General features: G+C 66.2%; 19 protein-coding genes. 7 read left to right on the forward strand and 12 right to left on the reverse strand.

Annotated elements, in window-relative coordinates; all coding sequences use genetic code 11:
- Nucleotides 1–87 precede the first annotated feature (87 nt).
- From C489_RS15825 to C489_RS15835, 3 genes are read left to right on the forward strand one after another with little or no spacing between them, the layout of a single operon-like run.
- Nucleotides 88–1,041: a carbohydrate ABC transporter permease gene (locus C489_RS15825; RefSeq protein ID WP_006432330.1), complete on the forward strand. Its 954-nt coding sequence runs from the start codon at nucleotides 88–90 to the stop codon at nucleotides 1,039–1,041.
- Nucleotides 1,038–1,910, forward strand: coding sequence for a carbohydrate ABC transporter permease (locus C489_RS15830; protein WP_006432331.1), 873 nt, complete (start codon nucleotides 1,038–1,040; stop codon nucleotides 1,908–1,910). The genes C489_RS15825 and C489_RS15830 overlap by 4 nt, the downstream gene beginning before the upstream one ends.
- A 44-nt stretch (nucleotides 1,911–1,954) precedes the next feature.
- Nucleotides 1,955–3,040, forward strand: a complete 1,086-nt coding sequence (locus C489_RS15835) for an ABC transporter ATP-binding protein (RefSeq protein WP_006432332.1) — start codon at nucleotides 1,955–1,957, stop codon at nucleotides 3,038–3,040.
- A 15-nt stretch (nucleotides 3,041–3,055) separates the two neighbouring features.
- On the opposite strand, the gene C489_RS15840 is transcribed toward C489_RS15835, so the two are convergent.
- The 4 genes from C489_RS15840 to C489_RS15855 form a co-directional block, all read right to left on the reverse strand.
- A complete protein-coding gene (locus tag C489_RS15840; RefSeq protein WP_006432333.1) occupies nucleotides 3,056–3,631 on the reverse strand; it encodes an RDD family protein in 576 nt (191 codons plus the stop codon).
- Between the two features lie 85 nt (nucleotides 3,632–3,716).
- Complete coding sequence (locus C489_RS15845) at nucleotides 3,717–3,998, reverse strand: hypothetical protein (protein ID WP_006432334.1); 282 nt, start codon at nucleotides 3,996–3,998, stop codon at nucleotides 3,717–3,719.
- Between the two features lie 169 nt (nucleotides 3,999–4,167).
- Nucleotides 4,168–5,418: an acyl-CoA dehydrogenase family protein gene (locus tag C489_RS15850; protein WP_049890955.1), complete on the reverse strand. Its 1,251-nt coding sequence runs from the start codon at nucleotides 5,416–5,418 to the stop codon at nucleotides 4,168–4,170.
- Between the two features lie 170 nt (nucleotides 5,419–5,588).
- The gene (locus tag C489_RS15855; RefSeq protein ID WP_006432336.1) at nucleotides 5,589–6,815 is read right to left on the reverse strand and encodes a thiolase family protein; all 1,227 of its coding nucleotides are present in this window, start codon (nucleotides 6,813–6,815) and stop codon (nucleotides 5,589–5,591) included.
- Nucleotides 6,816–6,976: 161 nt separating this feature from the next.
- On the opposite strand from C489_RS15855, the gene C489_RS15860 reads away from it, so the two are divergent.
- The gene (locus C489_RS15860; RefSeq protein WP_006432337.1) at nucleotides 6,977–7,762 is read left to right on the forward strand and encodes an SDR family NAD(P)-dependent oxidoreductase; all 786 of its coding nucleotides are present in this window, start codon (nucleotides 6,977–6,979) and stop codon (nucleotides 7,760–7,762) included.
- A 66-nt stretch (nucleotides 7,763–7,828) separates the two neighbouring features.
- Here the strand turns inward: C489_RS15860 and C489_RS15865 are convergent, their stop codons facing one another.
- From C489_RS15865 to C489_RS15885, 5 genes are all read right to left on the reverse strand, one after another.
- Nucleotides 7,829–9,235, reverse strand: coding sequence for an amidase (locus C489_RS15865; protein WP_006432338.1), 1,407 nt, complete (start codon nucleotides 9,233–9,235; stop codon nucleotides 7,829–7,831).
- A gap of 6 nt (nucleotides 9,236–9,241) precedes the next feature.
- Entirely contained in the window at nucleotides 9,242–10,510 is a 1,269-nt protein-coding gene (locus C489_RS15870) for an acyl-CoA dehydrogenase family protein (RefSeq protein ID WP_049890946.1), read from the reverse strand.
- Between the two features lie 21 nt (nucleotides 10,511–10,531).
- On the reverse strand, nucleotides 10,532–12,202 hold the full coding sequence (locus C489_RS15875; protein ID WP_006432340.1) for a long-chain fatty acid--CoA ligase: 1,671 nt from the start codon (nucleotides 12,200–12,202) through the stop codon (nucleotides 10,532–10,534).
- Nucleotides 12,203–12,278: 76 nt separating this feature from the next.
- Nucleotides 12,279–13,442: a CaiB/BaiF CoA transferase family protein gene (locus C489_RS15880; RefSeq protein ID WP_006432341.1), complete on the reverse strand. Its 1,164-nt coding sequence runs from the start codon at nucleotides 13,440–13,442 to the stop codon at nucleotides 12,279–12,281.
- Nucleotides 13,443–13,524: 82 nt separating this feature from the next.
- Nucleotides 13,525–14,457, reverse strand: coding sequence for a ferritin family protein (locus tag C489_RS15885; protein ID WP_006432342.1), 933 nt, complete (start codon nucleotides 14,455–14,457; stop codon nucleotides 13,525–13,527).
- A 137-nt stretch (nucleotides 14,458–14,594) separates the two neighbouring features.
- On the opposite strand from C489_RS15885, the gene C489_RS15890 reads away from it, so the two are divergent.
- The gene (locus C489_RS15890; RefSeq protein WP_006432343.1) at nucleotides 14,595–15,332 is read left to right on the forward strand and encodes a 3-hydroxyacyl-CoA dehydrogenase family protein; all 738 of its coding nucleotides are present in this window, start codon (nucleotides 14,595–14,597) and stop codon (nucleotides 15,330–15,332) included.
- 494 nt (nucleotides 15,333–15,826) lie between these two features.
- Here the strand turns inward: C489_RS15890 and C489_RS15895 are convergent, their stop codons facing one another.
- Nucleotides 15,827–16,624, reverse strand: coding sequence for an enoyl-CoA hydratase/isomerase family protein (locus C489_RS15895; protein ID WP_006432344.1), 798 nt, complete (start codon nucleotides 16,622–16,624; stop codon nucleotides 15,827–15,829).
- Between the two features lie 442 nt (nucleotides 16,625–17,066).
- On the reverse strand, nucleotides 17,067–18,134 hold the full coding sequence (locus tag C489_RS15900; protein ID WP_006432345.1) for an anthranilate phosphoribosyltransferase: 1,068 nt from the start codon (nucleotides 18,132–18,134) through the stop codon (nucleotides 17,067–17,069).
- A gap of 171 nt (nucleotides 18,135–18,305) precedes the next feature.
- Here C489_RS15900 and ahbB point away from each other — a divergent pair, with 171 nt between their 5' ends.
- Together ahbB and C489_RS15910 are read left to right on the forward strand one after the other, a co-directional pair.
- On the forward strand, nucleotides 18,306–19,346 hold the full coding sequence (ahbB, locus tag C489_RS15905) for a siroheme decarboxylase subunit beta (RefSeq protein ID WP_006432346.1): 1,041 nt from the start codon (nucleotides 18,306–18,308) through the stop codon (nucleotides 19,344–19,346).
- Nucleotides 19,347–19,426: 80 nt separating this feature from the next.
- Nucleotides 19,427–19,990: a hypothetical protein gene (locus tag C489_RS15910; protein ID WP_006432347.1), complete on the forward strand. Its 564-nt coding sequence runs from the start codon at nucleotides 19,427–19,429 to the stop codon at nucleotides 19,988–19,990.
- Between the two features lie 9 nt (nucleotides 19,991–19,999).
- Here C489_RS15910 and C489_RS15915 read toward each other — a convergent pair whose 3' ends face one another.
- Nucleotides 20,000–23,074, reverse strand: a complete 3,075-nt coding sequence (locus C489_RS15915) for an FAD-binding and (Fe-S)-binding domain-containing protein (RefSeq protein WP_006432348.1) — start codon at nucleotides 23,072–23,074, stop codon at nucleotides 20,000–20,002.
- Nucleotides 23,075–23,179: the final 105 nt, after the last annotated feature.

Genomic DNA, 23,179 nt, shown 5'->3' on the forward strand with positions numbered 1-23,179 from the left:
TCCGGTCGTCGGTACCCACGTTTGATACGGAGCGAATCTTTATGATCGACCGTGTTATTGACACACATATGAAGAGGAGACCGAGAGATGGCTAGTGAAACTGGAGAGTCGATACGGCCCGGAAGGGCGTACATTCCGTGGGACGACCTGCCGGTAAAGCGGGAGACGGTCGCCGGTATCGGCACCGTCCTGCCCGTCATCGTCCTGTACGTACTCATCGCGGTGCTCCCGATCGCGTTCGCGTTCTGGGCATCGTTACACGAGATTCACACGCTCAACCCCGAGTGGCAGTGGGCCGGCCTCGCGAACTACCGGGAGGTCCTGAACATCTCCACGTTCTGGGGCTCGCTGTGGCGGGGGATCGTCTACATGGTCGGCAGCACGCTCCTCCAGCTCGGCGTCGGGCTCTGGATGGCGCTCGTGCTCAACCGCATCACTCGCGGGCAGAAACTGCTCACCGCGGTCGTCTTCACGGCCTATCTGATCCCGACGATCATCGTCTCGCTGGTCGCGCTGCGGGTGTTCGACCCGCTCGGGGGCGTGTTCCAGATGATGGGTGCCGAGTGGTTCGGCCTGTGGGGAGCCCAGACTGCGCCGCTTGGCTCGCGCGATTGGGCCATGCGGCTGCTGATCCTCATCGGGACCTGGAAGTTCGCCGTCTTCGTCACCATCTTCACGCTCGCGCAGTTGCGCGCAATTCCCGATCGATTCTACGAGGCGGCGAAGGTCTGCGGCGCGAACCGGTGGCAGATGTTCCGCGACATCACGCTGCCGCGTCTCATGGGGATCGTCCTGGTCGTCGTCCTGCTCCGGTCGGTCTTCATGTTCAACAAGTTCGACATCATCTGGCAGCTCACGGAGGGCGGCCCCGGTAACGCGACGACGACGCTGCCCGTCCTGGCCTACAAGACCGTCTACACGGATCAGGCCTACGGGCTCGCCAACGCGATCTCCGTGGTCATGTTCCTGTTCCTGCTGGCGTCGGCGATCATCTACTTCAAGCTCTTCAACCCCAGCGAGGAGGTGGAGACGACGACATGAGCCAAAGCGAACCACCGGGAGGCGTCTTCGGCCTCTCATACGACGGCGAAACGCGAGTCATCGAAGCGTTGAAACTGATCAGCACCGCGATCATCGTCCTCGTCGGTGCCTGGCCGATCTACTGGATGACCCAGTTAGCCTTTACCGAGTACGAGGCGGTCGAGGACTCCGTCACCGCCTTCCCGACGCCCGACATCTTCACGCTCGGTAATTTCACGGTGTTGACACAGCCGGAGATGTACACCTACATGTTCAACACCGTCGTGGTCGCGATCGGCACGATCGTGACGGTCGTCCTCGTCTCGTTGCTCGCCGGGTACGGCCTCGCGCGCCTCGAGTTCCCACAAAAGGAGAACTTCGCACGCATCCTGCTGGTCGGCTACCTCTTCAGCCCCATTGTCATCGGGATCCCGCTCTACCAGATCTGGCAGAACATCGGGCTGCTCGGGACCCGATTTGGGCTCATCATCGCCCTGTCGGCGATTTCGATGCCCTTCGCGGTGTGGCTGATGTGGAAGTACATCATGACGATTCCGGAGGCCCACGAGGAGGCCGCATGGGTCGACGGGGCCTCGCGCTGGCGGGGCTTCCGTGATGTCATCATTCCACAGTGCCGGCCGGCGATCATCGCCGCGGCCCTGTTCGCCTTCGCGCTCGCCTGGAACGACTTCACGTTCGCGCAGATCCTCCTGCCCCAGACCGACACCACGACGTTCGCGCCCGGCATCCTCCGTGCGATGGGGCAGGCCCAGTTCCTGCCGGACGCCTACCTGATGGCGATCTCGCTGGCCATGACGTTACCGCCGCTGCTCTTTGCCTACTTCATGCAGAGCTATCTGCTCAAGGGATTCCAGGTCAGGGCGCTGTGAGCGCGTATCGACTGCCAATCACCATTCACGAAACACAACGACAGATGCCAGACATCGAAATCCGGAACCTGACGAAGGTATACGAGGAATCGGGGAACAGAATCGTCGCCGTCGACGATGTCGACCTGACCATCGAAGACGACGAGTTCGTCACGCTCGTCGGCCCCTCGGGCTGTGGGAAGACGACGACGCTCCGCTGTGTCGCAGGGCTGAACAAGCCGACCAGCGGAACGATCACGTTCGGCGACCGCGACGTGACGGAGAAACCGGTCCAGGAGCGAAACATCGCATTGCTCTTCCAAGACATCGCGCTGTACCCGCACATGAGCGTCTTGGAGAATATGGCCTACGGCCTCAAGATCTCCGGCTTCTCGCGGGAAGAACGCGTCGCCCGCGTCGAGGAGGCCGCGGAGTTGCTCCAGATCACCGACCAGCTCGAGAAGATGCCCGCGGACCTCTCGGGCGGGCAGCAACAGCGCGTCGCGCTCGGCCGCTCGCTCGTGCGGGACCCGGAAGTCTTCCTGTTCGACGAGCCGATGTCGGACTTAGACGCCAAGCTCAAAGCCGAGTTGCGCCCGGTCATCGAGAAGGTCACCGACGAGATCGGCTGCCCGACGCTGTACGTGACCCACGATCAGGAGGAGGCGATGACGATGTCGGACCGCGTCGCGGTCATCAACGACGGTAAACTCGAGCAGGTCGCGCCGCCGAAGGAGATCTACGACGAACCGGAGTCGCAGTTCGTCAGCCAGTTCATCGGCCAGCCGTCGACGCAGTTCTTCGATGGCAACGTCAGGGCCGTCAACGGAACCGCCGAACTGGCGGTCGGCAGCTACGACTACGAGTTCGCCCGCGACGGCCTCGAGGGATGGGCCGGCGACGACGTCCGCGTCGGCCTCCGCCCGCAGTACATCAGGGTCAATGACGACCCCGCGGCCGGCATCCCGGCGACGCATCTGCTCGACGAACCGCTGGGCGATGCGACGCACAGCTTCTTCGACACGGAGTTCGGCGAGATCGTCGTCGTCACCGATCCGGACTTCGAGGGCAACGGCGAGCAGTACGGCCTCGTCTTCCAGGACGAGTACATCCAACTGTTCGACGCCGACTCCGGCGTCCGGATCGCTTGAGAAACTAAGCCGGAATCAGTTTCTGCCGTTCTCATCCGCTCGAGCGGCCGCACTCGCGTCGATGTCTGCGGAGACCGCCGGGTCGCGGTCCGCCGGGGCCGTCGAGCGGACGACGATCGTCCCGGCGGCGTGGTCGCCGAGGCGGCGGCCGTCGGTCACGAGCGCCGAGACGAGGCCGATCACGACCGGCGGGACGCCGAGAAGATCGACGTACAACAGGAGGTTCCGCACGGCGCTGGCGCGATAGGTGCAGCGACTGCCGTCGGCCATGACGACGAGCAGGCCGCGGTTGACCTTTCCGGGCGTCCGCCCGTAGCGCCACTCACAGACGAACGAGTAGCTCGCGTAAATCGGCACGAGCCCGAGCAGCGACAGGCCGACGGCGGCCCCTCCAAGCGACTCGTAGGGCCCGCGGAACACCAGGCTCAACACGTAGATGACCGGGAGTTCGAGCAGCACGTAGCAGACAATCAAATCGATGACCGCCGCTCCGCTGCGGGCGAGCAACACGTCGCGATCGCCCGCGCTCTCCGGGATGGGTGCTGGTTGTCGCTCGGTCGGGAGGAACCCGTTCAGTTTCCAGTCGATCACGGTGTCACCGTCCCGCCGTTCATGGCGAACGTATCGTCAGACTGCACGAAATATCTACCCCTCGACGGGAGGACGACGGTCGCGGTCACTCCATCCTGATGTCCGTCCGGAGCGTCGCGAGGAAGTAGAGCAGGAGAACGACGGTGATCCCGGCGAACACTTGCGTGTCGATGGACAGGTAGCCGTCCACGCGGAACAGCAGGACGGTGGTCACCGCCAGCACGATGACGGCACTGGCCATTCGCCACCGTTCGCGCACCTTCTCGACGAAGATCGTTGCCGTAGACTGCTCTACCGCGTCCGACGCCTCACGGATATTTTCTAGCCCGGCACTGTCCGAACTCCGGCGTGACGTGTCCCCGCTCATATGTCCCGGATATCCCGGTCTGCGCGTAAAAAACTATGGGACGAAGTCACATGCCGTTTCGCACCGTCGCGATGCAGATCGACCCCCGGATCTTCCGCGGTGACGGATTAGCGTCGACCGCGAGTCCGGAGCGAAAACGGCGGCCGAAGGGAGCCCGGACGAACCGGGATTACTCGTCGAGTGCGTCGATGCGCAGGTCCTCGTCGAACTCCAGGGCGTTCTCGATTTCGGCCTCGTCAACGTCCTCGAAGGCCCAGCGGGCGATCGAGCGGCGGTGGACCTCGTCGGCCCCGTCGACGATGCGGAACGCGCGGACGTTCTCGTAGAAGTGCGCGATCGGCAGGTCCTTGCCGATCCCGTTGCCGCCAAGACACTGCAAGGCGAGGTCGATCGTCTCGTTGGTGACGTTCGCGGTGAACATCTTCGACATCGCGACCTCGATGCGGGCATCGCTGCGGTCGAGTTCGCGCGCCGCGTGACGGACCATACACCGCGCGGCGTGCAGGCGCGTCTCGGCATCCGCGATGCGATGGCGCAGCGCCTGTTTTTCCTCGAGTGTCGTGCCGAAGGCCTCCCGTTCCTGCAGGTAGGCCTTCGCGATGTCCAGCGAGCGCTCGGCCATGCCGGAGTAGCGCATGCAGTGAGTCAGCCGGCCGCCGCCGAGTCGCATCTGGGCGATCTGGAACCCCTCGTTTTCCTCGCCGATCGTGTTCTCGACGGGGACGCGGACGTCGTCGAACTTCACTTCGGCGTGGCCGCCCTCGCGCTCGGTGATGCCGTGCCCGCCGAGGTGGGGAACGTTCCGGACGACTTCGACGCCGTCGGCCTCGCGCGGGACGAGGATGATCGAGGTGCCCTCGTAGGGGTGAGCGTCCAGATCCGTTCGGACCATCGCCAGGTAGAAGTCGGCGCTGAGGCCGTCGGAGGTCCACCACTTGTGGCCGTTGATGACCCACTCGTCGCCGTCCTTGACGGCGGTGCTCTGGAGCATCTTCGGGTCCGAGCCGCCGCCCTGTTTGGGTTCGGTCATCGCGAAGGCCGAGGAGATCTCACCCTGCACGAGGGGCTCGAGGTACTCCTCCTTTTGCTCCTCGGTACCGACCATTTCTAAGGTGTGCATATTCCCCTCTTGGGGTGCGTTCGCCCGGATGGCGAGCGCGCCGATGAGCGAGCGCCCGACCTGTTCGAACGAGGGGAGCATGTCGCTGAAGTCGAGTCCCTGTCCGCCGTACTCCTCGGGGACCTGCGGCGCGAACAGGTCGCGCTCCTTGGCCAGTTCCCACATCTCCTCGATCTCGTCCATCGTGATCGCCTCGCCGGTGGCCAGCGCCTCTCGCTCGCGCGGAATGACGACTTCGTCCATGAAGTTCTCTACCCGGCCCGCAACTTCCTTCGCTTTCTCGGAGTCGTGGTATTCCATATCACCCATCATTGCACACAGCATTGTAAAGCTATAGGTCGAAGAACGCATACACTGGCAACCGGCGGGGAGACGATCGGCTCCTCGGTTCCGTGGTGGCCCCGCGTTGGGCCGTCGTTCCGGCCGGCCGGGTCCGGTTCTCGAGTCGGGTCTGCCGGGAAGCGGGCCGCTCAGACCCGCTCGATGATCGTCGCGACGCCCTGTCCGAAGCCGATACACATCGTCGACAGCGCGGTGTCCTGGCCGGTGCGTTCGAGTTCGTGGGCCAGTTTGGTCAGCAACATCGCGCCGGTCGCGCCCAGCGGATGGCCGTGGGCGATCGCGCCGCCGTTGACGTTGACGTCCTCCCAGGACGCGCCGGTCTCCTCGAGCCAGGCCGCCGGGACCGCCGCGAACGCCTCGTTGACCTCGAAGAGGTCGATGTCGCCGATCGTCATGTCGGCTTTCTCGAGGACGTTCTCGGTCGCCGGGATCGGCCCCTTGAGCATCGTCACGGGGTCGACGCCGACGACCTCGGTCTGGACGATGCGGGCCATCGGGTCCCAGCCGTGTTCCGCGGCGGCTTCCTCGCTCGCGATCAGCAGGGCGCTCGAGCCGTCGACGATCCCCGAGGCGTTCCCCGGATGGTGGACGCCCTCGCCTTCCTCGCGGAACGACAGCGGCAGTTCGGCGAGGGTCTCGGCGTCGGTGCCGGGACGCGGGTGTTCGTCCTGCTCGACGACGACCGTCTCACGGGTCGTTTCACTCCCCGTTCGACTATCCGAGTCGCTTCGCGACTCGCTCTCCTCCCCCTCGAGTTCGGTTTCTACGGGGACGATCTGGTCGTCGTAGCGACCCTCGTCCCAGGCCTCTTTCCACCGGCGTTGGGAGTCAACGGCGATCTCGTCGAGTTCCGAGCGCGAGAAGCCGTACTCCTCGGCGATCCGCTCGGCCCCCTCGCCCTGATGAGTCACCTCGTCGAAGTGTTTGAAGTAGGTGTCGGTGAGGCTGTCGGCGCTGTCCGCTCCGTCAGCGCCGTCCGACCCCATCGGAACGCGGGTCATGTGTTCGACCCCACCGGCGACGAGCACGTCGTGCTGGCCGGCCATGACGTTCGCCGCGGCGAAGTTCGCCGCCTGCTGGCCGGAGCCACACATCCGGTTCAACTGGACGCCGGGGACGATATCGCCCCAGCCGGCGACCATCGGCGCGATTCGGGCGATGTTGAGCCCCTGCTCGTCGACCGGCGTCACACAGCCGTAGATCACGTCTTCGATCGTCTCCGGCTCGAAGCCGTTGCGCTCGCGCAGCGCCTCGAGCGGTGCGGCGGCCAGATCCTGCGGGTGCGTGTCGCGGAACGAGCCGCCCCGTTTGCCGAACGGCGTCCGGACGGCGTCGACGATGACTGCGGAGTTCATGACGTGGATTCGAGTATTCTACGATCGATCATAGAAGTTGTGCATAAATTCGTGATCGACCGTGCTGGACTCTTTTCGGACCGATCGTGATTCCGAATCGGTGTGTTGATTGCTATCTCTCCACAACGACTAAATCAGATAGTGTAGTAGTCGCTCGGGCGATGGATTTGGGACTTCAGGACCGGACCGCCGTCGTCACCGGCGGGGCCGGACGGATCGGAAGCGCAGACTGTCGACTGCTCGCCGACGAGGGCGCAAACGTCGTCGTCCTCGACGTGGACGCCGACGGCGCGGGGGAGACCGCCGCGGAGATCAACGAAACCGCCGGGGGCGGCGAGGCGATGGCCCTCGAGTGCGATCTCACCGACCGCGCGGACGTCGCCGACTCGATGGCCGAGGTCCGCGACGCGTTCGGCGGCGTCGACGTTCTCGTGAACAACGCCGCGATGGTCGACGCCCGCTCGCGCGTCGGCGACTACGACGACGACATCTGGGACCGCGACGTCGAGATCAACCTCACCGGGACCTACAACATCAGCAAAGAACTCTTCCCGCGGATGTGCGAGCGCGGCTGGGGCCGGATCGTCAACATGTCCTCGATGGCCGGCTGGTACGGCGGCTTCGGCCAGTTTTCGTACTCCGCGACCAAGGCCGCCATGATCGGCGTCGGCCGGACGATGGCGCTCGAGGGGGCTCAGTCCGGGGTCACGTCCAACGTCATCGCACCCAACATCGTCGTCGGCGATTGGGCCGACATGAGCCCCGACGAACTTCGGGAGAACGTCGACGAGTACTACGCCCGCATCGCCGACGCAACGCCGATGCGCCACCTCGGGACCGAGGAGGACGTCGCCAATATGGTCACGTATCTCTGCTCGGAACAGGCGAGCTACGTGACCGGGCAGGTGATCGGGGTGACCGGCGGAATCGACCTGTTCAGTTTCTGATCGCGGGTGGGGACCGGCCGCGCCCCTCGCCGATCGTCACTCGGGATACGCGTCGTGCCACGGCCGCTATCGCTCGAGGGCGGCACTGGCCGCGATGACCGCGTCGTCGTCGTGGCGCTCTCCGGCGATCTGCATGCCGATGGGGAGTCCGTCGACGAACCCGGCCGGGACCGAGGCCGCCGGCTGGCCGGTGAGATTGTACGGCTGCGTAAGCACCCAGCCCCGATACGGTTCGATCTCGACGCCGTCGATCGCCTCGGGTTCCTCGTCGTGGGGAAACGGCGTCGTCCCGACGGTCGCCGTCACGAGGAGATCGTACTCCGCGAACAGGTCGGCCAACCCGTCGAGGACGTGCGTCCGGACCACGTCGGCGCGCTTGTACTCCCGCGTGGTCGGCTCCTCGGCGTCCATAATGAGGTCGACGAGATACGGCCGCAGGCGGTCGCGGTCCTCGCCGCGCGGGTCGAACCCCTCGTCCCTGAGGTTCTCGAGCAGTGATCCCCACCGCACCGTCGCCATGGTGTAATAGGCCTCGAGTATCTCCTCGTTGTCGTGTCCCAGATCGGGGGTGACCCGATCGACCGTCGCGCCGGCGCTCTCGAGCGCCGAGACGGCGTCCTCGAGGACCTCGCGGACGGCGGGATCGATCGGATAGACACCCATGTCCGGGCTGAACGCGATCGTCAGGTCGTCGATCGGCCGGTCGGCGGCGGCACGGTACTCGCCCTGTTTCGGAATCGAGAACGGATCGCGCGGATGTGACCCCGCCATCACGTCCAGCGAGAGCGCCGCGTCTTCGACGGTGCGGGCCAGCGGCCCGTTCGTGGAGAACGGGGTGTGACTGGCGAACGCGTTCGGCCGACTGACGTTCGGGATCACGCCCTGCGTGGGCTTGAGGCCGTAGACGCCGCAGAAGCTCGCCGGGATCCGGACGGAGCCGCCGGCGTCGGAGCCCGGCGCGAGCGGCACGAGCCGGTCGGCCAGCGCCGCGCCGGCCCCGCCGGAGGAGCCCCCGGAGACCCGGTCCGGGTCGAACGGCGTCCCCGTCGGCCCGGCGACGCGGTTGTCCGTCGTCGTGCCGAGCCCGAACTCGGGCGTGTTGGTCTTCCCGACGACGATCGCGCCCGCCTCTTTGAGCCGGGCAACGAACGGTGAGTCCGACTCGGCGACCCGATCCTCGAAGAGCAGCGATCCCGAGGTCGTCCGAACCCCTTCGACGTCGTCGAGATCCTTAATGGCAATCGGGACGCCGTGTAATGGCCCGAGCGGTTCGCCCTCCTCGATCGCCCGCTTCGCATCCGCGGCCATCTCGCGCGCCAGATCGTCCGTCACCGTGACGAAAGCGTTCGTCCGCTCGTTCCGGTCGTGGATTCGCTCGAGGGTGGCCTCGACGACCTCAGTCGGCGAATATTCGCCGTCGCGGATCGCTCTCGCGAGCCCGGCGGCGGTCGCGTGTGTCGGTGGTGCGGTCATGGGCGGTCAGTCCGTGATCCCCATGGACTTCGCGATCGTATTGAGCTGGATTTCGTCGGTTCCCTCGACGATCCGCAGGATCCGGGCCTGATGGACCAGATCCATGTAGGGGTTCTCCTCGGCGAGTCCGTTGGCTCCGTGGACCTGGACGGCCGCGTCGGCGACCTCCCAGAGGACGTTCGTCGCGAACCATTTCAGTATCGACGCGTCCATCACCGTCCGCTCGTCCTGGGCCATCTTCCACGCGAGTTTCAGCCCCGCCGCGTCGGCCGCGTAGGTCTTGGCCTTCCCCTCCGCGATCTTGGTCGAGACCTGCTGGAAGTTCCCGATTGGCTCGCCGAAGGCCTCGCGCTCGGTGACGTAGTCGGTGGCCGCCTCGAGCAGGTATTCGCTGTACCCGATCGCCTCGGCACCCAACTCGAGCCGGCCAAGCGAGAGGAAGTCCATCGCGGCGTAGAACGCCTCGTCGACCTCGCCGAGGACGCGGTCCTCGGGGACGCGCACGCCGTCAAGTACGATCTCGGCCTGTGAGCCCACGGCCCCGACGGCGTTGTTGTACGAGCCGAGTTCGTACTCGTCTTCCTCGACGATGAAGCAGGTGATGCCGCCGTAGCGGCCGGCTTCTTCCTGCGGTGTCGTCCGCGCAAAGAGCTGGACAAAGTCCGCGTAGGGCGCGTTGGTGATCCACTGCTTGCGCCCGTTCAGCACCCATTCGTCCCCGTCTCTCTCCGCGGCTGCGCCGCTCCGTTCCGAGGCGCGTTGCGCCTCGCTCTTCTCCGCGGTGGTCTCCATGTTCGGCGAGTCCGATCCCACGCCGGGCTCGGTCTGGCCGAACGCCGTCGACTTCTCGCCGCGGACCACGGGCTCGAGGTACTTCTCGCGCTGCTCGCCCTCGGCCTGCAACAGCAGCGGCTTGGGGCCTTCGGGACCGGCCAGCGCGTAGCGCTCGAGGCCCCCGCCGTGGGTGGCGAGGTGCTTTTTGGCCCGGTACCACGTCACCGGCGAGATCCCGTCGCCGCCCGCCTCTTCGGGCAGATTCATCGCGTAGAAGCCGGCCTCGGCCGACTTCCGCCTGATCTCCTCGCGGGCCTCGAGCAGCTCGTCGGTCCAGCGGCCGTTCTCGCGGCGGCCCTTGCGGGGATTGGTGTAGACGTCGCCCAGCTCCTCGACGATCGGCTCGACCTCGCGTGCGACGAACTCGTCCAGACTCTCGAGGATCAGTTCGGTCTCCTCGTCGGTGTCGAAACTCACGCCGCCTGTGGTATTTGCTGCCATGATGAAATACGGTGAAACCGCTTACTGCTGGGGTGCCTGCTCGTCGTCTGTCGTCTGCTCGTCGACCGCCGGCTCGTCGTCGTCCGCCTCGAGGACGATATCGAACCGGTCGCGAAGCGTCTTCTTGTCGAACTTGCCGGTCGAGGTCTTGGGGATCTCGTCGACGATCTCGTAGATGTCGGGGAGCCACCACGAGGGGAAGGTCTCGCCGAGGTGGGCCTCGAGGTCGTCCGCGTCGACGGTCGCGCCATCCCGCGGCACCACGACCGCCATGGGCCGCTCCTGCCAGCGCTCGTGGTCGACCGCGATAACGGTGGCCTCGGTGACGGCCTCGTGGCCGATCAGTTCGTTCTCGAGTTGGACCGAGGAGATCCACTCGCCGCCGGACTTGATAACGTCCTTGTCACGGTCGACGACGTCGATATAGCCCATCTCGTCGCGGGTGGCGATGTCGCCGGTGCGCAGGAACCCGTCCTCGGTAAACGCCTGCTCGTTCTCCTCGGGCCGGTTGTGATAGCCGTCGGTCACCCACGGGCTGCGGACCTGCAGTTCGCCCATCGTCTCCCCGTCAGCGGGGACTTCCGTCCCGTCGTCACCGACCACACGAGTCTGCATCCCGGGGACGGGGAGGCCGGCCTTCGCGCGGTACTCGTATCGCTCGTCGCTCGGCAGTTGCGCGGTTTCCTTGCGAAGGGTACTGAGCGTGCCCAGCGGCGAGGTCTCGGTCATCCCCCACCCCTGGATGATCGGCGCGTCGTACTCCTCGTCGTACCGCCGGATGAGCGATTCCGGCGGCGCGGAGCCGCCGACGGTCAGTCGATCGATGTTCGAGATGTCGACCTCGGGGTTCTCGTCCAAGAACTCCGCCATCTCGAGCCAGATGGTCGGCACGGCCGCGGAGAAGGTCACGCCTTCCTCGTCGATCAGGCGGGCGATCGACTCGGGGTCGGTGTGGACCGAGGGGAAGACCTGCTTCGCGCCCACGAGCGTCGCGCCGTATGGAATTCCCCAGCCGTTGGCGTGGAACATCGGGACGACGGGGAGGACCGTGTCGCGCTCGCCGATCGCGTTGGCGTCGACGTGGCCGCCCATGATGCTGTGGAGGTACATCGCCCGGTGGGAGTAGGGGACCCCCTTCGGCAGCCCCGTCGTCCCCGAGGTGTGACACATCCCGTACTCCGCGTCCTCGTCGATCTCCGGCCACTCGTAGTCGGTCGGCTGGCCCTCGAGCAGCGACTCGTAGTCCGTTACTGGCTCGAGGCTGGTCTCGGGCACCTCGTCGTCGAGGACGACGTACTGCTCGACCGTCTCGAGGTCGTCGGTGTTGGCCTCGACCTTCTCGATGAGGCCGGGATCGACGAAGAGCACGCGATCCTCGGCGTCGTCGATCGTGTGGACGAAGTGGTGGTCGGGCAGCCGCATGTTGCACATGTGGATCGACCGCCCCGAGCAGGCCGGCCCGAAGTAGAGTTCGAAGTGCCGGTAGTGGTTCGTCGCGACGACGCCGACCCGGTCGCCCTCCTCAAGCCTGAGGTCGTCGAGCGCGCCGGCAAGCTGATTGATTCGGTCGGCCGCGTCGGCGTACGTGTACCGATGCATGCTCCCGTCGGGCAGTTTCGTCACCAGTTCCCGGTCCGGGTACAGGTCGACCGCCCGCTCGAGGAGCTTGTCAAGTGTTAACTGGACACCCATCATGGCCGTCGCCACTATTCTGTCCAGTACCTTATCATTTGGGACGAGTTTGCCGCCGTGACGGTCCGACGCCCCGTCAGCGGATGGCTCCCGTCTCGCGGAGGGCGGCTCGCTTGCCCTCGTCGTACCCCACTGAGGCGAGCAGTTCGTCGGTGTGTTCGCCGTGGCCGGGCACCGACTCGTCGCGGCGCTCGGGGACGTTCGATCCCACTGCCGGAAAGCCGACTCGCGGCGGCGCGTCGTCGGGCCGCTCGATCAGTCCCCGGGCCTCGAGTTGCGGGTGCTCGAGGGCTTCGGCCGGCGTACACACCGGCCCGACCATCGCCTCGTCGCTCAGTTCGTCGAGCCACGCGTCCCGCGTGCGCGCCGCGAACAGGGCCGTCAGTTCCTCGCGTACGGCTTCCAGTTCGGCCGGGTCCTCGCTCCCGTGATAGTCGACGAGATCCTCGCAACCCGCGTCCTCGCAGAAGGCTTCCCAGAACTTCGGCTCGAGCGCAGCGAGAGTGACGTATCGCCCGTCGGCGGTCTCGTACACGTCGTACCACGGGTAGCGGCCGGTGAGCGCGGTCTCGCCGGGCCGCGGGTCGCCGCCGGTCAGCGCCTCGTGGGAAACCGCCTGCGAGAAGGAGGCGACGACATCGGTCATGGCTACGTCGATGTACTCGCCGCCGTTGCCGAGTTCCCGCGAGAGAAGGCCGCCGACGATCGAGAAGGCCGCGAACAGCCCGCCGCCGAGGTCGCCGACCTGATAGCCCGGAATCTGGGGAGCCATCGCCTCGTCCTCGCGAGTCATGTCGAGCAACCCGGCGATCCCGACGTAGTTGAGGTCGTGACCCGCGCGTTCGGCGTACGGCCCCGATTGTCCGAACCCCGACAGCGAACAGTAGACCAGGTCCTCGTTGTACTCGACCAGCGTCTCGTACCCGATCTCGAGGCGGTCGGCGACGCCCGGCCGAAATTGTTCGAAGACGACATCGGCCTCTTCGACGAGGTCGTAGAACGCCTCGCGGCCGGCCCCCGATTTCAGGTCGAGCGCGACGCTGCGCTTGCCGCGGTTGACGCTATCGAACAACGCGCCGACGCCGCGGTCCGTCGTCGGCGGCGTGTGTCTGGCGTAGTCGCCCGCGTCGGTGTCCTCGACTTTCACTACGTCCGCGCCCGCGTCGGCGAGCAGTTGCGTCGCGTACGGCCCCGGCAGGAGCCGCGACAGATCGAGTATCCGCACCGAATCGAGTCGCATGGTACCACGTCCCTGTCGGGTTCCAAAAGCCTACCGTCGCCGGGCACTCGATGAATCGCCCGCCGAACCACCGTCTCCGTTCTCAGTCGTCGCCCTCGAGTTGCACCAGGTCGTCGACGTCGGGAATGTCGGCCGCGGCATCGGTAATCTGTCGCATCCGATCGGCGTGTTTCTCGATCGCGTACTCGGCCAGTTCGCCGGACTCGAGGCCGGCTCGGTCCGCGGGGTCGTCGGGCTGGAACCGCTCGTCTTCGGTGATGCCCTGAACGAGCGGGAGCAGTTCCTCGACGGTCTCCTCGATGAGGCGGGGGTCGACCCCCTCCGCGATGAGCTTCTTGAGCTGGTTCATCCCGAAGCCGACGTGGCGGCCCTCGTCGCTGCGGATCTTGGTGAAGCCCTGCACGAGCCCCGGCAGGTGGGGCAGCCCCTCGAACTCGCCGCCGTAGGAGGTCTGCATCCCGTAGTAGCCCGTCTGTGCGAGGATGCCCTCCACCGTGAGGTGGTAGTGGCAGTACGCTTTCGCTCTGTTTTCGGGCGTGTCAGCCTCGAGCAGCCGGAACTGCGCTTTCCGGTTGCGGTCGAACAGTTCGATGTAGGGGTCGTTGAACCACCGCTCGTGGCGGGGGTTCGATCGCTCCCAGCCGAGTTCGTCCTCGACTGCCCAGACGACCTCGCGCCAGTAGCGGTCGAAGAAGTCCGCGTGCTTGGCCTCCTCGTACAGCTGGGTCGTCAGGAACAGTTGGTCGTCGATGTTATCGAGGACGGTCCCCAGCGGCGCGAGGTCCTCGGTGACCGCGTCCTCGCCCGCGCCGAACTTCGCAATGCCGTTGAGGGTGCCGTACCACGACTCCCGGTCGTACGACTCCGACGCCTCGATGAATGCGAGCAGGTTCTCGACGTCCCGCTCGAGGTCGATCTCCCCGGGATCCCAGTGGCGCTCGACCGCGTTGCGATAGTAGCGGTTCGACCGGGACTCCCGGTCCATCATCTCCGTTGGCGTGTACTCCGTTGCCATGCACCAAACATCGGCGAGCTAACTATTAAATCTGCGGCCGGTGTCGGTCGCGTCCAGTCCGTTCGACGGCGAGCCCGATCACCGGCCCGATTCCGCTCGTGAGAAGAATTAAGTCAATACCTGTGAAGGTTGCTGGCATGGCACGACAGAGTGCTGCCGTCGTCGGTGGCGGCATCATGGGCGCTGGCATCGCACAGGTTCTCGCGCGAAACGGCTACGAGGTGGCCGTCCGCGAGATCAACGAGGAACTGGCCGAGGAGGCCCGCGAACGCGTTATCTCGGGGAATTACGGCCTCGAGGACGCCGTCGAGGGTGGCTATCTCTCCGAGGCGGAGAAAGACGAGGTCCTCGATCGGATGACGTTTACCACGGACCTCGACGCGGCGACCGACGGGACCGACTTTACGATCGAGGCGGTCACCGAGGACTTAGCGATCAAGGGGCAGGTCTTTCGCGACTTAGACGAGGTGACTGACGACCAGCCGCTGTACTCGAACACGAGCGGCTTTTCGGTGACCTCGATCGCCAACGCCGTCGACGACCCCTCGCGCGTGGCGGTGACGCACTTCTTCAACCCGGTCGCGGTCATGGACATGGTCGAGATCGTTCAGGCACCGGAGACCGACGAGGCCGTCGTCGAGCGCGCCGAGGAACTGGTCGACGAAATCGGGAAGACCCGGGTCACCATCGACGACGATCCCGGTTCCTACGGCTTCCTCGCCAACCGGTGTCACGCGGCGATGCGCGAAGAGGCCACGAAGATCGTCGACGAGGGGATCGCTACGAAAGAACAGGTCGATACGGCGCTCGAGGAGGGGTACAACCTCCCCGTCGGCCCGTTCTCGCTGGCCGGCCTCGGCGAGGAGTGGGACTGACAATCGGTCTCGAGAGCTATTGCAGATTCGCTTCAGTCTCCGACTGATGAATTGGGATGTGGCGGCGCGCGCTGAACCGCAGTGAGCGGCGAGCGAACTGCGGTTCGATACTGCGCGAGGGATGAGCGAGCGACTTTGGAGCGAGCGAATCGGCTGGGGAGGGCGTGGTCCCCCCGTGTTGCCACGATAGCAGGACGCTCTCACTCGTGTTCTAAATATCGCTCGACGAGTGCCATCGACCAAAATAGAGTGCGCTGCTATCGTGGCAACTAAGAATTCCACGTCCTCCCCAGCCGATTTCTCCTCACGGCGCTCCGCGCCGTTCGGATGGTTCGCGGGACCGCAGGTCCCGCGCTAACGCTCAGTCACTCCGTTCCTTCGCTCATCCCTCGCGCAGCGTTGCGTCGCGGTTCGTTGGTCCTCCCGCGCCACAGCGCGCGCCACCGCAGGTGGAAAATCAGTTGGGAGTGAGACGGCAGTCGCCCGCCGTCCCGCTACTTTCCTTCGAACTCGGGCTCGCGGTCCTCGGCGAACGCCGCCGCGCCCTCCGCGTGGTCCTCGGTCTCGAGGAGCCCCTCGAAGAGCTGGCGGTCGTACGCCAGTCCCTCCTCGAGTCCCGTCTGGACCGCCATAGTCGCGGACTTCTTGATGCCCTGAATCGCCAGCGGGGCCTGTCCGGCGAGGTCGGTGACGAACGCGTCGACCTCGTCTCCGAACTCGTCGTCGGCGTAGACGTGGGTGACGATGCCCTCCTCGCCCGCGCGTTCGGCGGAGATGTGCTCGCCGGTCATCGCGAGTTCCTTCGCGACCGCGGGGCCGGCGAGTTTCTCGACGTACTGGATCCCGCCGGCACCGGGGAGGATGCCGAGGTTCACTTCGGGGAAGCCGAACGTACTCCCCTCGCTGGCCAGCCGGAAGTCACACGCCAGCGCGGTCTCGAGGCCGCCGCCCAGACAGTAGCCGTCGATCTTTGCGATGACCGGTGCCGGGAAGTCCCTGATCACCTCGTAGTGGGACCGGGCCGAGGAGTCGCCCGCCGACTCGTCGGCGAAGCCGCCGATGTCCGCCCCGGCACAGAAGGCCTTCTCGCCGGCTCCCTCGAGGACCACGGCGCGCAGCGCGACGCCGTCGGCGTCCGCGTTCTCTTCCTCGAGCAGTTCGAGCCCCGCGATGATGTCGTCTCTGAGCTGGCCGTTCAGTGCGTTCAGCGCGTCCGGGCGGTTCATCGTGAGCGTGCCGATGCCGCTGTCGTCGTCGAACTGCACGAGAACCGTCTCGAGTGATTCGTCCATGGGTGCTGGTCTCGGCCACCGATCAAAAAGGTGTCCTGTTTTTCGCAGGTCGGGGGTCGATCGCCTCTCGACCGTCGGCGCACTTGTCGAATAGGGGTATAGAAATTGGTATGTTGAGGCAGCTATTTCAAATTGAACACGATCGGTTGCACTCGCGAATGAGATCCGATACCATCGATAGCGGTGGCCGATGCGGTTGCTACCCCGTGCTGGTGCTCTTCAGTTGACACTCGAGTATCGATCCAGGAATAGCTGAGACAGAGCCGAATGCGGCCTTCTACGGAGTCCTAACAGGCTAAAATCATATCTGTGCTCTCTCTACAAATGACAGAACTGGCAGATAGTAGAATTTATGACTCATACCGGCTCCGGTCGGTGGCCAGTGTACAGTGCGGGAGTCGAGAGTCAAGGAGCGAGGGTCAACGCGAGACGACCCGGCCGGTCAGAACGCCTGTAACTCCTCGAGTACCGCTTGCGCGCTGCCGTCCGCGATGACCTCGCGGGCCTGCTCGAGGCCCTCGTCTAAGCTCTCGACGTCTTGGCGGGCGTACATCCGGAACGCGCCGTTGAGCGCGATGGCGTCGGCGAAGTGGTCCTCGCGGTCACCGGCGAGTACCTCCGTCGTGATCGTCGCGGAGTCGGCCGCGATATCGTCGACGGCGAGGTCGTCGCGTTCCATGTCCATGGCGTACTCGGCGGTCTCGACCTCGTAGTCCTCGAGGTCCTCGCTCTCGTCCCACTCGGCGACTTTCGTGTAGCCGGGGCGGATGTCGTCGTAGCCCTCCATGCCCTGGAAGAAGATGGCACGGGAGTACTCGAGGCGGTCGCTCTCCTTGAGCGTGTCCGTCAGCTTCTTCGCGAACGCGAGGTGGTAGAACGAGCCGAGGTGGACGTCGGCGTTCGCGGGGTTCGCGATCGTCTCGATGGTGTTGACGAAGGTCCGGACGCCCATCTCGTCGCGCCGGTCCCACAGGTCGTCGATCCCCGGGTTGAAGGCGGGCTGATAGTAGAAGCCGAAGCCGGTCTCGTCGACCATGTCGGCGCTTTCCCCGGGCTCGAGTTCCGTCCGAATGTCGAGTTCGTCGAGGACGTGTTTGTACGGGGTCGCCTTCTGGGAGGGGACGCGATCGCCGGAGTGGACGACGACCGGCGTGCCCGCAGCGGCGGCGACGATGCCGGCACCGACGCCGAGGATGGCGGAGGTGTCTTTGCCGTCGTAGTTCGCCCCGCAGTCGACCGGGTCGGCGTCGGGCTCGGCGGTGACGACCGACTCCTCGCGCATCACATCGGTGTAGGCCGCCAGCTCCTCGGGGTTGTTGCGCTTCCAGCGGTTGGCCAGCCAGAACGCGCCCAGCGTGGTCTCGTCGGGCTCCCCGGCGAGAATCCGCTGGAACGCCTCGCGGGCCTGCTCGCGGTCCATGTCGTCGGCCGATTTGGGGCCGGAACCGACAACGTCTGTCATCAGCCGTTTCAGCGGCCAGTCGCCGAACTCCTGTGTTGCCTGGGCCATGTGCACTCGTTGGGACGGACGGCGCAAAAATCCCCCGTTTCCGGTACTCACTCCGCCGTCGAATAATAGGTTTTTCATCACCAGCAGTATGGACTACCGGAAACCCAACCGACCTCCCGGGGTTCGGGATGACCCGAAAACGATACGGTGGTCTTCTCCCTAGGGCCACCAATGAGCACCCTGTCGGGGAACTGGCGCGAGGCCATCGACGACGTGGACGCAGCCCTGATCGACGGCTATCAGAGCGGCTTCCCGATCGACGAGCGCCCGTTCCGCCGCGTCGCCGCCGATCTGGGGATCGACGAATCGACAGCGGTCGACCGCGTTCGCGCCCTCCGGGAGTCGGGGATCGTCCGCCGGTTCGGTGCCGTCCTCAACCCGCCCGTCATCGGCTCGTCGACCCTCGCCGCGGTCCGAGCGCCCGCGGATCGCTTCGACGAGGTCGCGGCCGTCATCAACGACTACCGGCAGGTCAACCACAACTACGCCCGCGACCACGAGTGGAACATGTGGTTCGTCGTCACCGCCGGTTCGCGGGACGCTCGCGACGATATCCTCGCCGAAATCGAGGACCGAACCGGCTGTACGGTCCTCAACCTACCGATGCTGACCGACTACTACATCGACCTCGAGTTCCCCGTCGTCAACACCGACCGCTTTGCACGCGAATCGCTCGCGGACCGCACCGACTCCTCGGCGACCCGGATCAGCGAGACCGCGACGGGGGACCTCTCCCCGCTCGAGGCGGAACTCCTGCTCGAGATCCAGAACGGGTTCCCGCTGTCGGCGACGCCCTACCGCGACATCGCCGAAAACGTCGGCTACGCGGTCGCGGACGTCCTCGAGGCGCTCGAACGGCTGCGGGACACGGGGTGTATCAAGCGGATCGGCTGCGTGGTCAACCACGTCGTGACGGGCTTTGACGCCAACTGCATGGTCGTCTGGAACGTGCCGGACGAGTCCCTCGACGAGTGGGGCGAGCGCGCGGGCGGGTTGCCCTACGTCACGCTGTGCTATCACCGGCCTCGCCGGCCCGAGCAGGACTGGCCGTACAACCTGTTCACGATGATCCACGGGCGCGACCCCGCGGCCGTCGACGAGAAGATCGACGAACTCGCCGCCGACTACCTCCCCGTCGACCACGAGCGACTCTACTCCACCGAGACGCTGAAACAGACCGGCGCGCGCTACGACGACCTGCTCGGCGCGTAGCGGGACACGAGTCGACCGTTCCCGTCGGCCGACCCAATCGAACGGTGTTTTTATCAGTCGGCGCTCCGACGGATCCCGCAATGAACGGGGAGCGAGCGGTCGAACGCGGCGTCCGAGCGGGACTCGTCGCCGTGGTCATCGCGGGCGTGCGCCGGCGCGATCCGGGCGCGGTCGTCAACGCCGTCGTCGGGTTCGCGGCGACGTACGCCCCCGTCGCCGTCGAACGCGTCTTCGGCCTCGAGTTCCGGCCGTGGCAGCGCGCGTACGTCGATGTCGCTATGCTCACCCACGCCGTCGGCATGCTCGGCCCCTACGACGATGTCTGGTGGTGGGACCACCTGACCCACGCCCACTCGTCGACGCTCGTGGGCGGCCTCGCCTTCGCGGCCGCCCGTCGCCGCGACGAGAATCCCCGCCCGCGCGTCGTCGCGACCGTCGCCGTCGCCGGCTGCTGCTGGGAACTCTTCGAGTACGCCATCCACGCGACGGCGAAGCGACTCGGCGTCGAACCGGTGCTAGTCACCTACGGCAAACGGGACACCGCGCTCGATCTCGTCTTCAACTTCGTGGGGGCCGCCGTCGTCCTCCTGTTGGGCGATCGTGCCCTCGAGAACGTCGCTCGAGGGTCCGGGACCGACGACTGACCGAGCTCCTCACTCGAGCGCGTCGGCCACGACTTCGATCGGCGTCGGCGGCTCCTCGGGCACGCCCAGCCGGTTCTCGAGTTGGGTGCGACAGGAGGCACCGGGGGCGACGACGCGGTCGCCCGCGCTCTCGTCGACCTGCTTGTAGAGGATCGAGGCGATGGCGTCGCTCATCGAGGCGTGCTCGGACTCGTAGCCGAAACTGCCGGCCATGCCACAGCAGCCCGAATCGAGCGGGTCGACGGCGTAGCCGGCCCGCCGGAGCACCCCGACGGCGTGGTGGTCCTTCGCGACGGATTTCTGGTGGCAGTGGCCGTGATAGACGAGATCCCGCGTCGCCGACCCGGCGTCGAACGCGATGTCCTCGTCTAGCCGGAAGGTGTCGATGTACTCGCAGACGCCGTAAGTAGCGCCGGCGAGCGTTTCGGCGGCCTCCGAGGAGAGCAGGTCGAGGTAATCGGACTGGAACATGACCGCGTCGGAGGGCTCGATGACGACCACGTCCCAGCCCTCGGCGACCCGCGGCGCGAGCGCGGTGACGTTCTCGCGGGCCGCGTCTTCGGCCTTCTCGAGGAAGCCCTTCGAGAACGCCGGCCGACCGGTGTCGCCGAGGTCGTCGGGCACCGCGACGTGGACGCCCGCGGCCTCGAGCACGCGAACCGCCGCCTTCCCCGCCTCGGGATGGCTGTAGTTCGTGTAGGTATCGGGGTAGAGGACGGCCTTGCGGGTCGCGTCGGCCTCCCTGACGCGAGCGCCGCCCCGCTGGTGAAACCAGTCCCGGAACGTCGTCGCGTGGAACGTCGGCAGCGGCCGATCCGAATCGATGCCGACGGCCACCTCGAGGGCCTTGCGCGCGCCCGGGAGCTTCGGTAGGGCGTTCGACAGCGGTGCGAGTTGGCTCCCCACTTTCGAGAGCGTCGCGACGTTGGCGAAGAGCCGATCGCGCAGCGTCGCGCCGTTTCGCTGGTGGTACTCGTGGGTCACCTCGGCCTTGAGCTTCGCCATGTCGACCTCGCTCGGGCAGTCGATGGCACAGCCCTTGCAGCCGATACAGAGCCCCATCACCTCCTCGACGAACTCGTCGGAGACGGCCTCGTCGGGATCCAAATCGCCGCTCATGGCCTGCCGGAGCGCGTTCGCCCGGCCGCGGGTCGCCGTGATCTCTTCTTGGCTCGCCCGATAGGTCGGGCACATCACGCCGCCGGTGGTCTCCTGCTCGCCGCGACAGCCGCCACAGCCGTGGCAGAGTTCGACCATCCCCTGCATGCCGTTGTCGTTCTCCCACTCGAGGGCGGGCTCGAAGCCAGCGTCGAACTCGTAGTCGGGGTCGAACCGCAGGTGCTCGCGCAGGTCGGTGGGGTCGTCCTCCCGAAACACGACCTGTCCGGGATTCAGAAGCCAGTCGGGGTCGAACGCCGTCTTGAGGTCCTGAAAGGTCTCCCAGAGATCGTCCCCGTAGAGTTTCCGGTTCCACTGGGTGCGGGCGCGGCCGTCGCCGTGCTCGCCCGAAACCGACCCCCCTAATTCGACCACGAGGTCCGTCACGTCGTCCGCGATGCCGTGCAACTGCTCGAGGCCGATCTCTGTCTTCGTGTTCACGAGCGGGCGGACGTGGAGCACGCCGGGGCCGGCGTGGGCGTAGAAACTCGCGTAGGTGTCGTGGCTCTCGAGAATCTCCTCGAACCGCTCGACGAACTCGGGGAGCCGTGCCGGCGGGATCGCGGTGTCCTCGATGAAGGAGATGTGCTTCTCGTCGGTCGTCCGCGAGAGCAGGATCGGCAGCCCGGACTTGCGGAGCTTCCACAGTTTCGCCCGCTCGGCGTCGTCGTAGGCCTCGAGGGCTTCGATGGCGAGCGGGTCGCTATCGCTCCGCGGCGCGTCGGCGGCCGGCTCGGCCGTCGGCGTCGCCGACGGCACGCGGTCGGCCAGCAGGCCGGCGACCTGCTCTCTCCCGTGCTCGTCGTCTTCGGCGTAGAACTCGACCAAGAGAACGGCGTTGGTTCCCGCCGGAAGCATCTCGGTGACGGGGCCGAACTCCGCGGTGTCGCGAGCGAGGTCGATCAGCACGTCGTCTAACACCTCCACGGCGGCGGGGTCGTGTGCGAGGATCGTCTCGACATCTCGCATCGCCTCGTGGAGATCGGGGTAGCAGAGCAGGGCGACGGCCTTCGTCTCGGGGATTTGCTCGAGCGAGACAGTCGCCTCGGTGACGATCGCTAAGGTCCCCTCGCTGCCGGCCAGCAGCCGCGCGAGGTTGACGGTGCCCGGGTCGCCGGTCTCCTCACCACCCGGCAGTTCCTCCCCGCGAGCCTCCGCGACGAGGCGATCGAGGTTGTATCCGGAGACGTTGCGCTTGAGATCGGGATAGGTCTCCGCGATGTGATCCGCGTCTTCCTCGAGGATTCGGTCGACCTCGGCGTAGATCCGGCCCTCGAGGTCGCCGTCGGGATCGGCCCTCTCGCCGATCTCCTCGAGGGTGACCTCGCCGAAGGTCGTCACAGTACCGTCGGCGAGGACCGCCTCCACTTCCTCGACGTAGGCGTCCGTTTTCCCGTACTGTAGCGAGTGCGAGCCGGTCGAGTTGTTGCCGATCGCGCCGCCGATGGCGCTCTTGTCGCCCCACGCGGGGTCGGGGGCGAACTTGAGGTCGTGGGGGGCGAGCGCCTCGTTCAGCGTTCCGAGGACCGTCCCCGGTTGGACCGTCGCCGTGCGGTCCTCGGGATCGATCTCACGGATCTCGTTCATATGCCGCGTAAAGTCCAGCACGACGGCCCGGTTGACCGTCTGCCCGGCGAGGCTCGTCCCGCCACCTCGCGGGAGGACGGGAATCTCCCGTTCGGCGCAGTACTCGAGGATGCCGGACACGTCGGCCGTCGACTCGGGGAAGGCGACGGCGATCGGCGTCACCTCGTAGGGGCTCGCGTCGGTCGCGTACAGTTCGCGAGAGTAGGAGTCCGCGCGGACCTCGCAGTCGACGAGTGCCTCGAGGTCCGCGACCAGCGCCGGGCGATCGACATCGTCGCTCCGGTAGTCGTAGTTCGCTCGCCGGTCGGCGGCCGGGTCGGCGCTCGGCTCCGATGCCATACGAGAGCTTTACTCACGGGTGGCTAAAAGCGTCCGCATTAGCGAGGGTCGAGACCGGTGACAAACGACCGGACGGTTCGGACTCCGTCCGGTCGGAACGCGAGT

It is taken from the genome of Natrinema versiforme JCM 10478, assembly GCF_000337195.1.
Taxonomy (GTDB): domain Archaea; phylum Halobacteriota; class Halobacteria; order Halobacteriales; family Natrialbaceae; genus Natrinema; species Natrinema versiforme.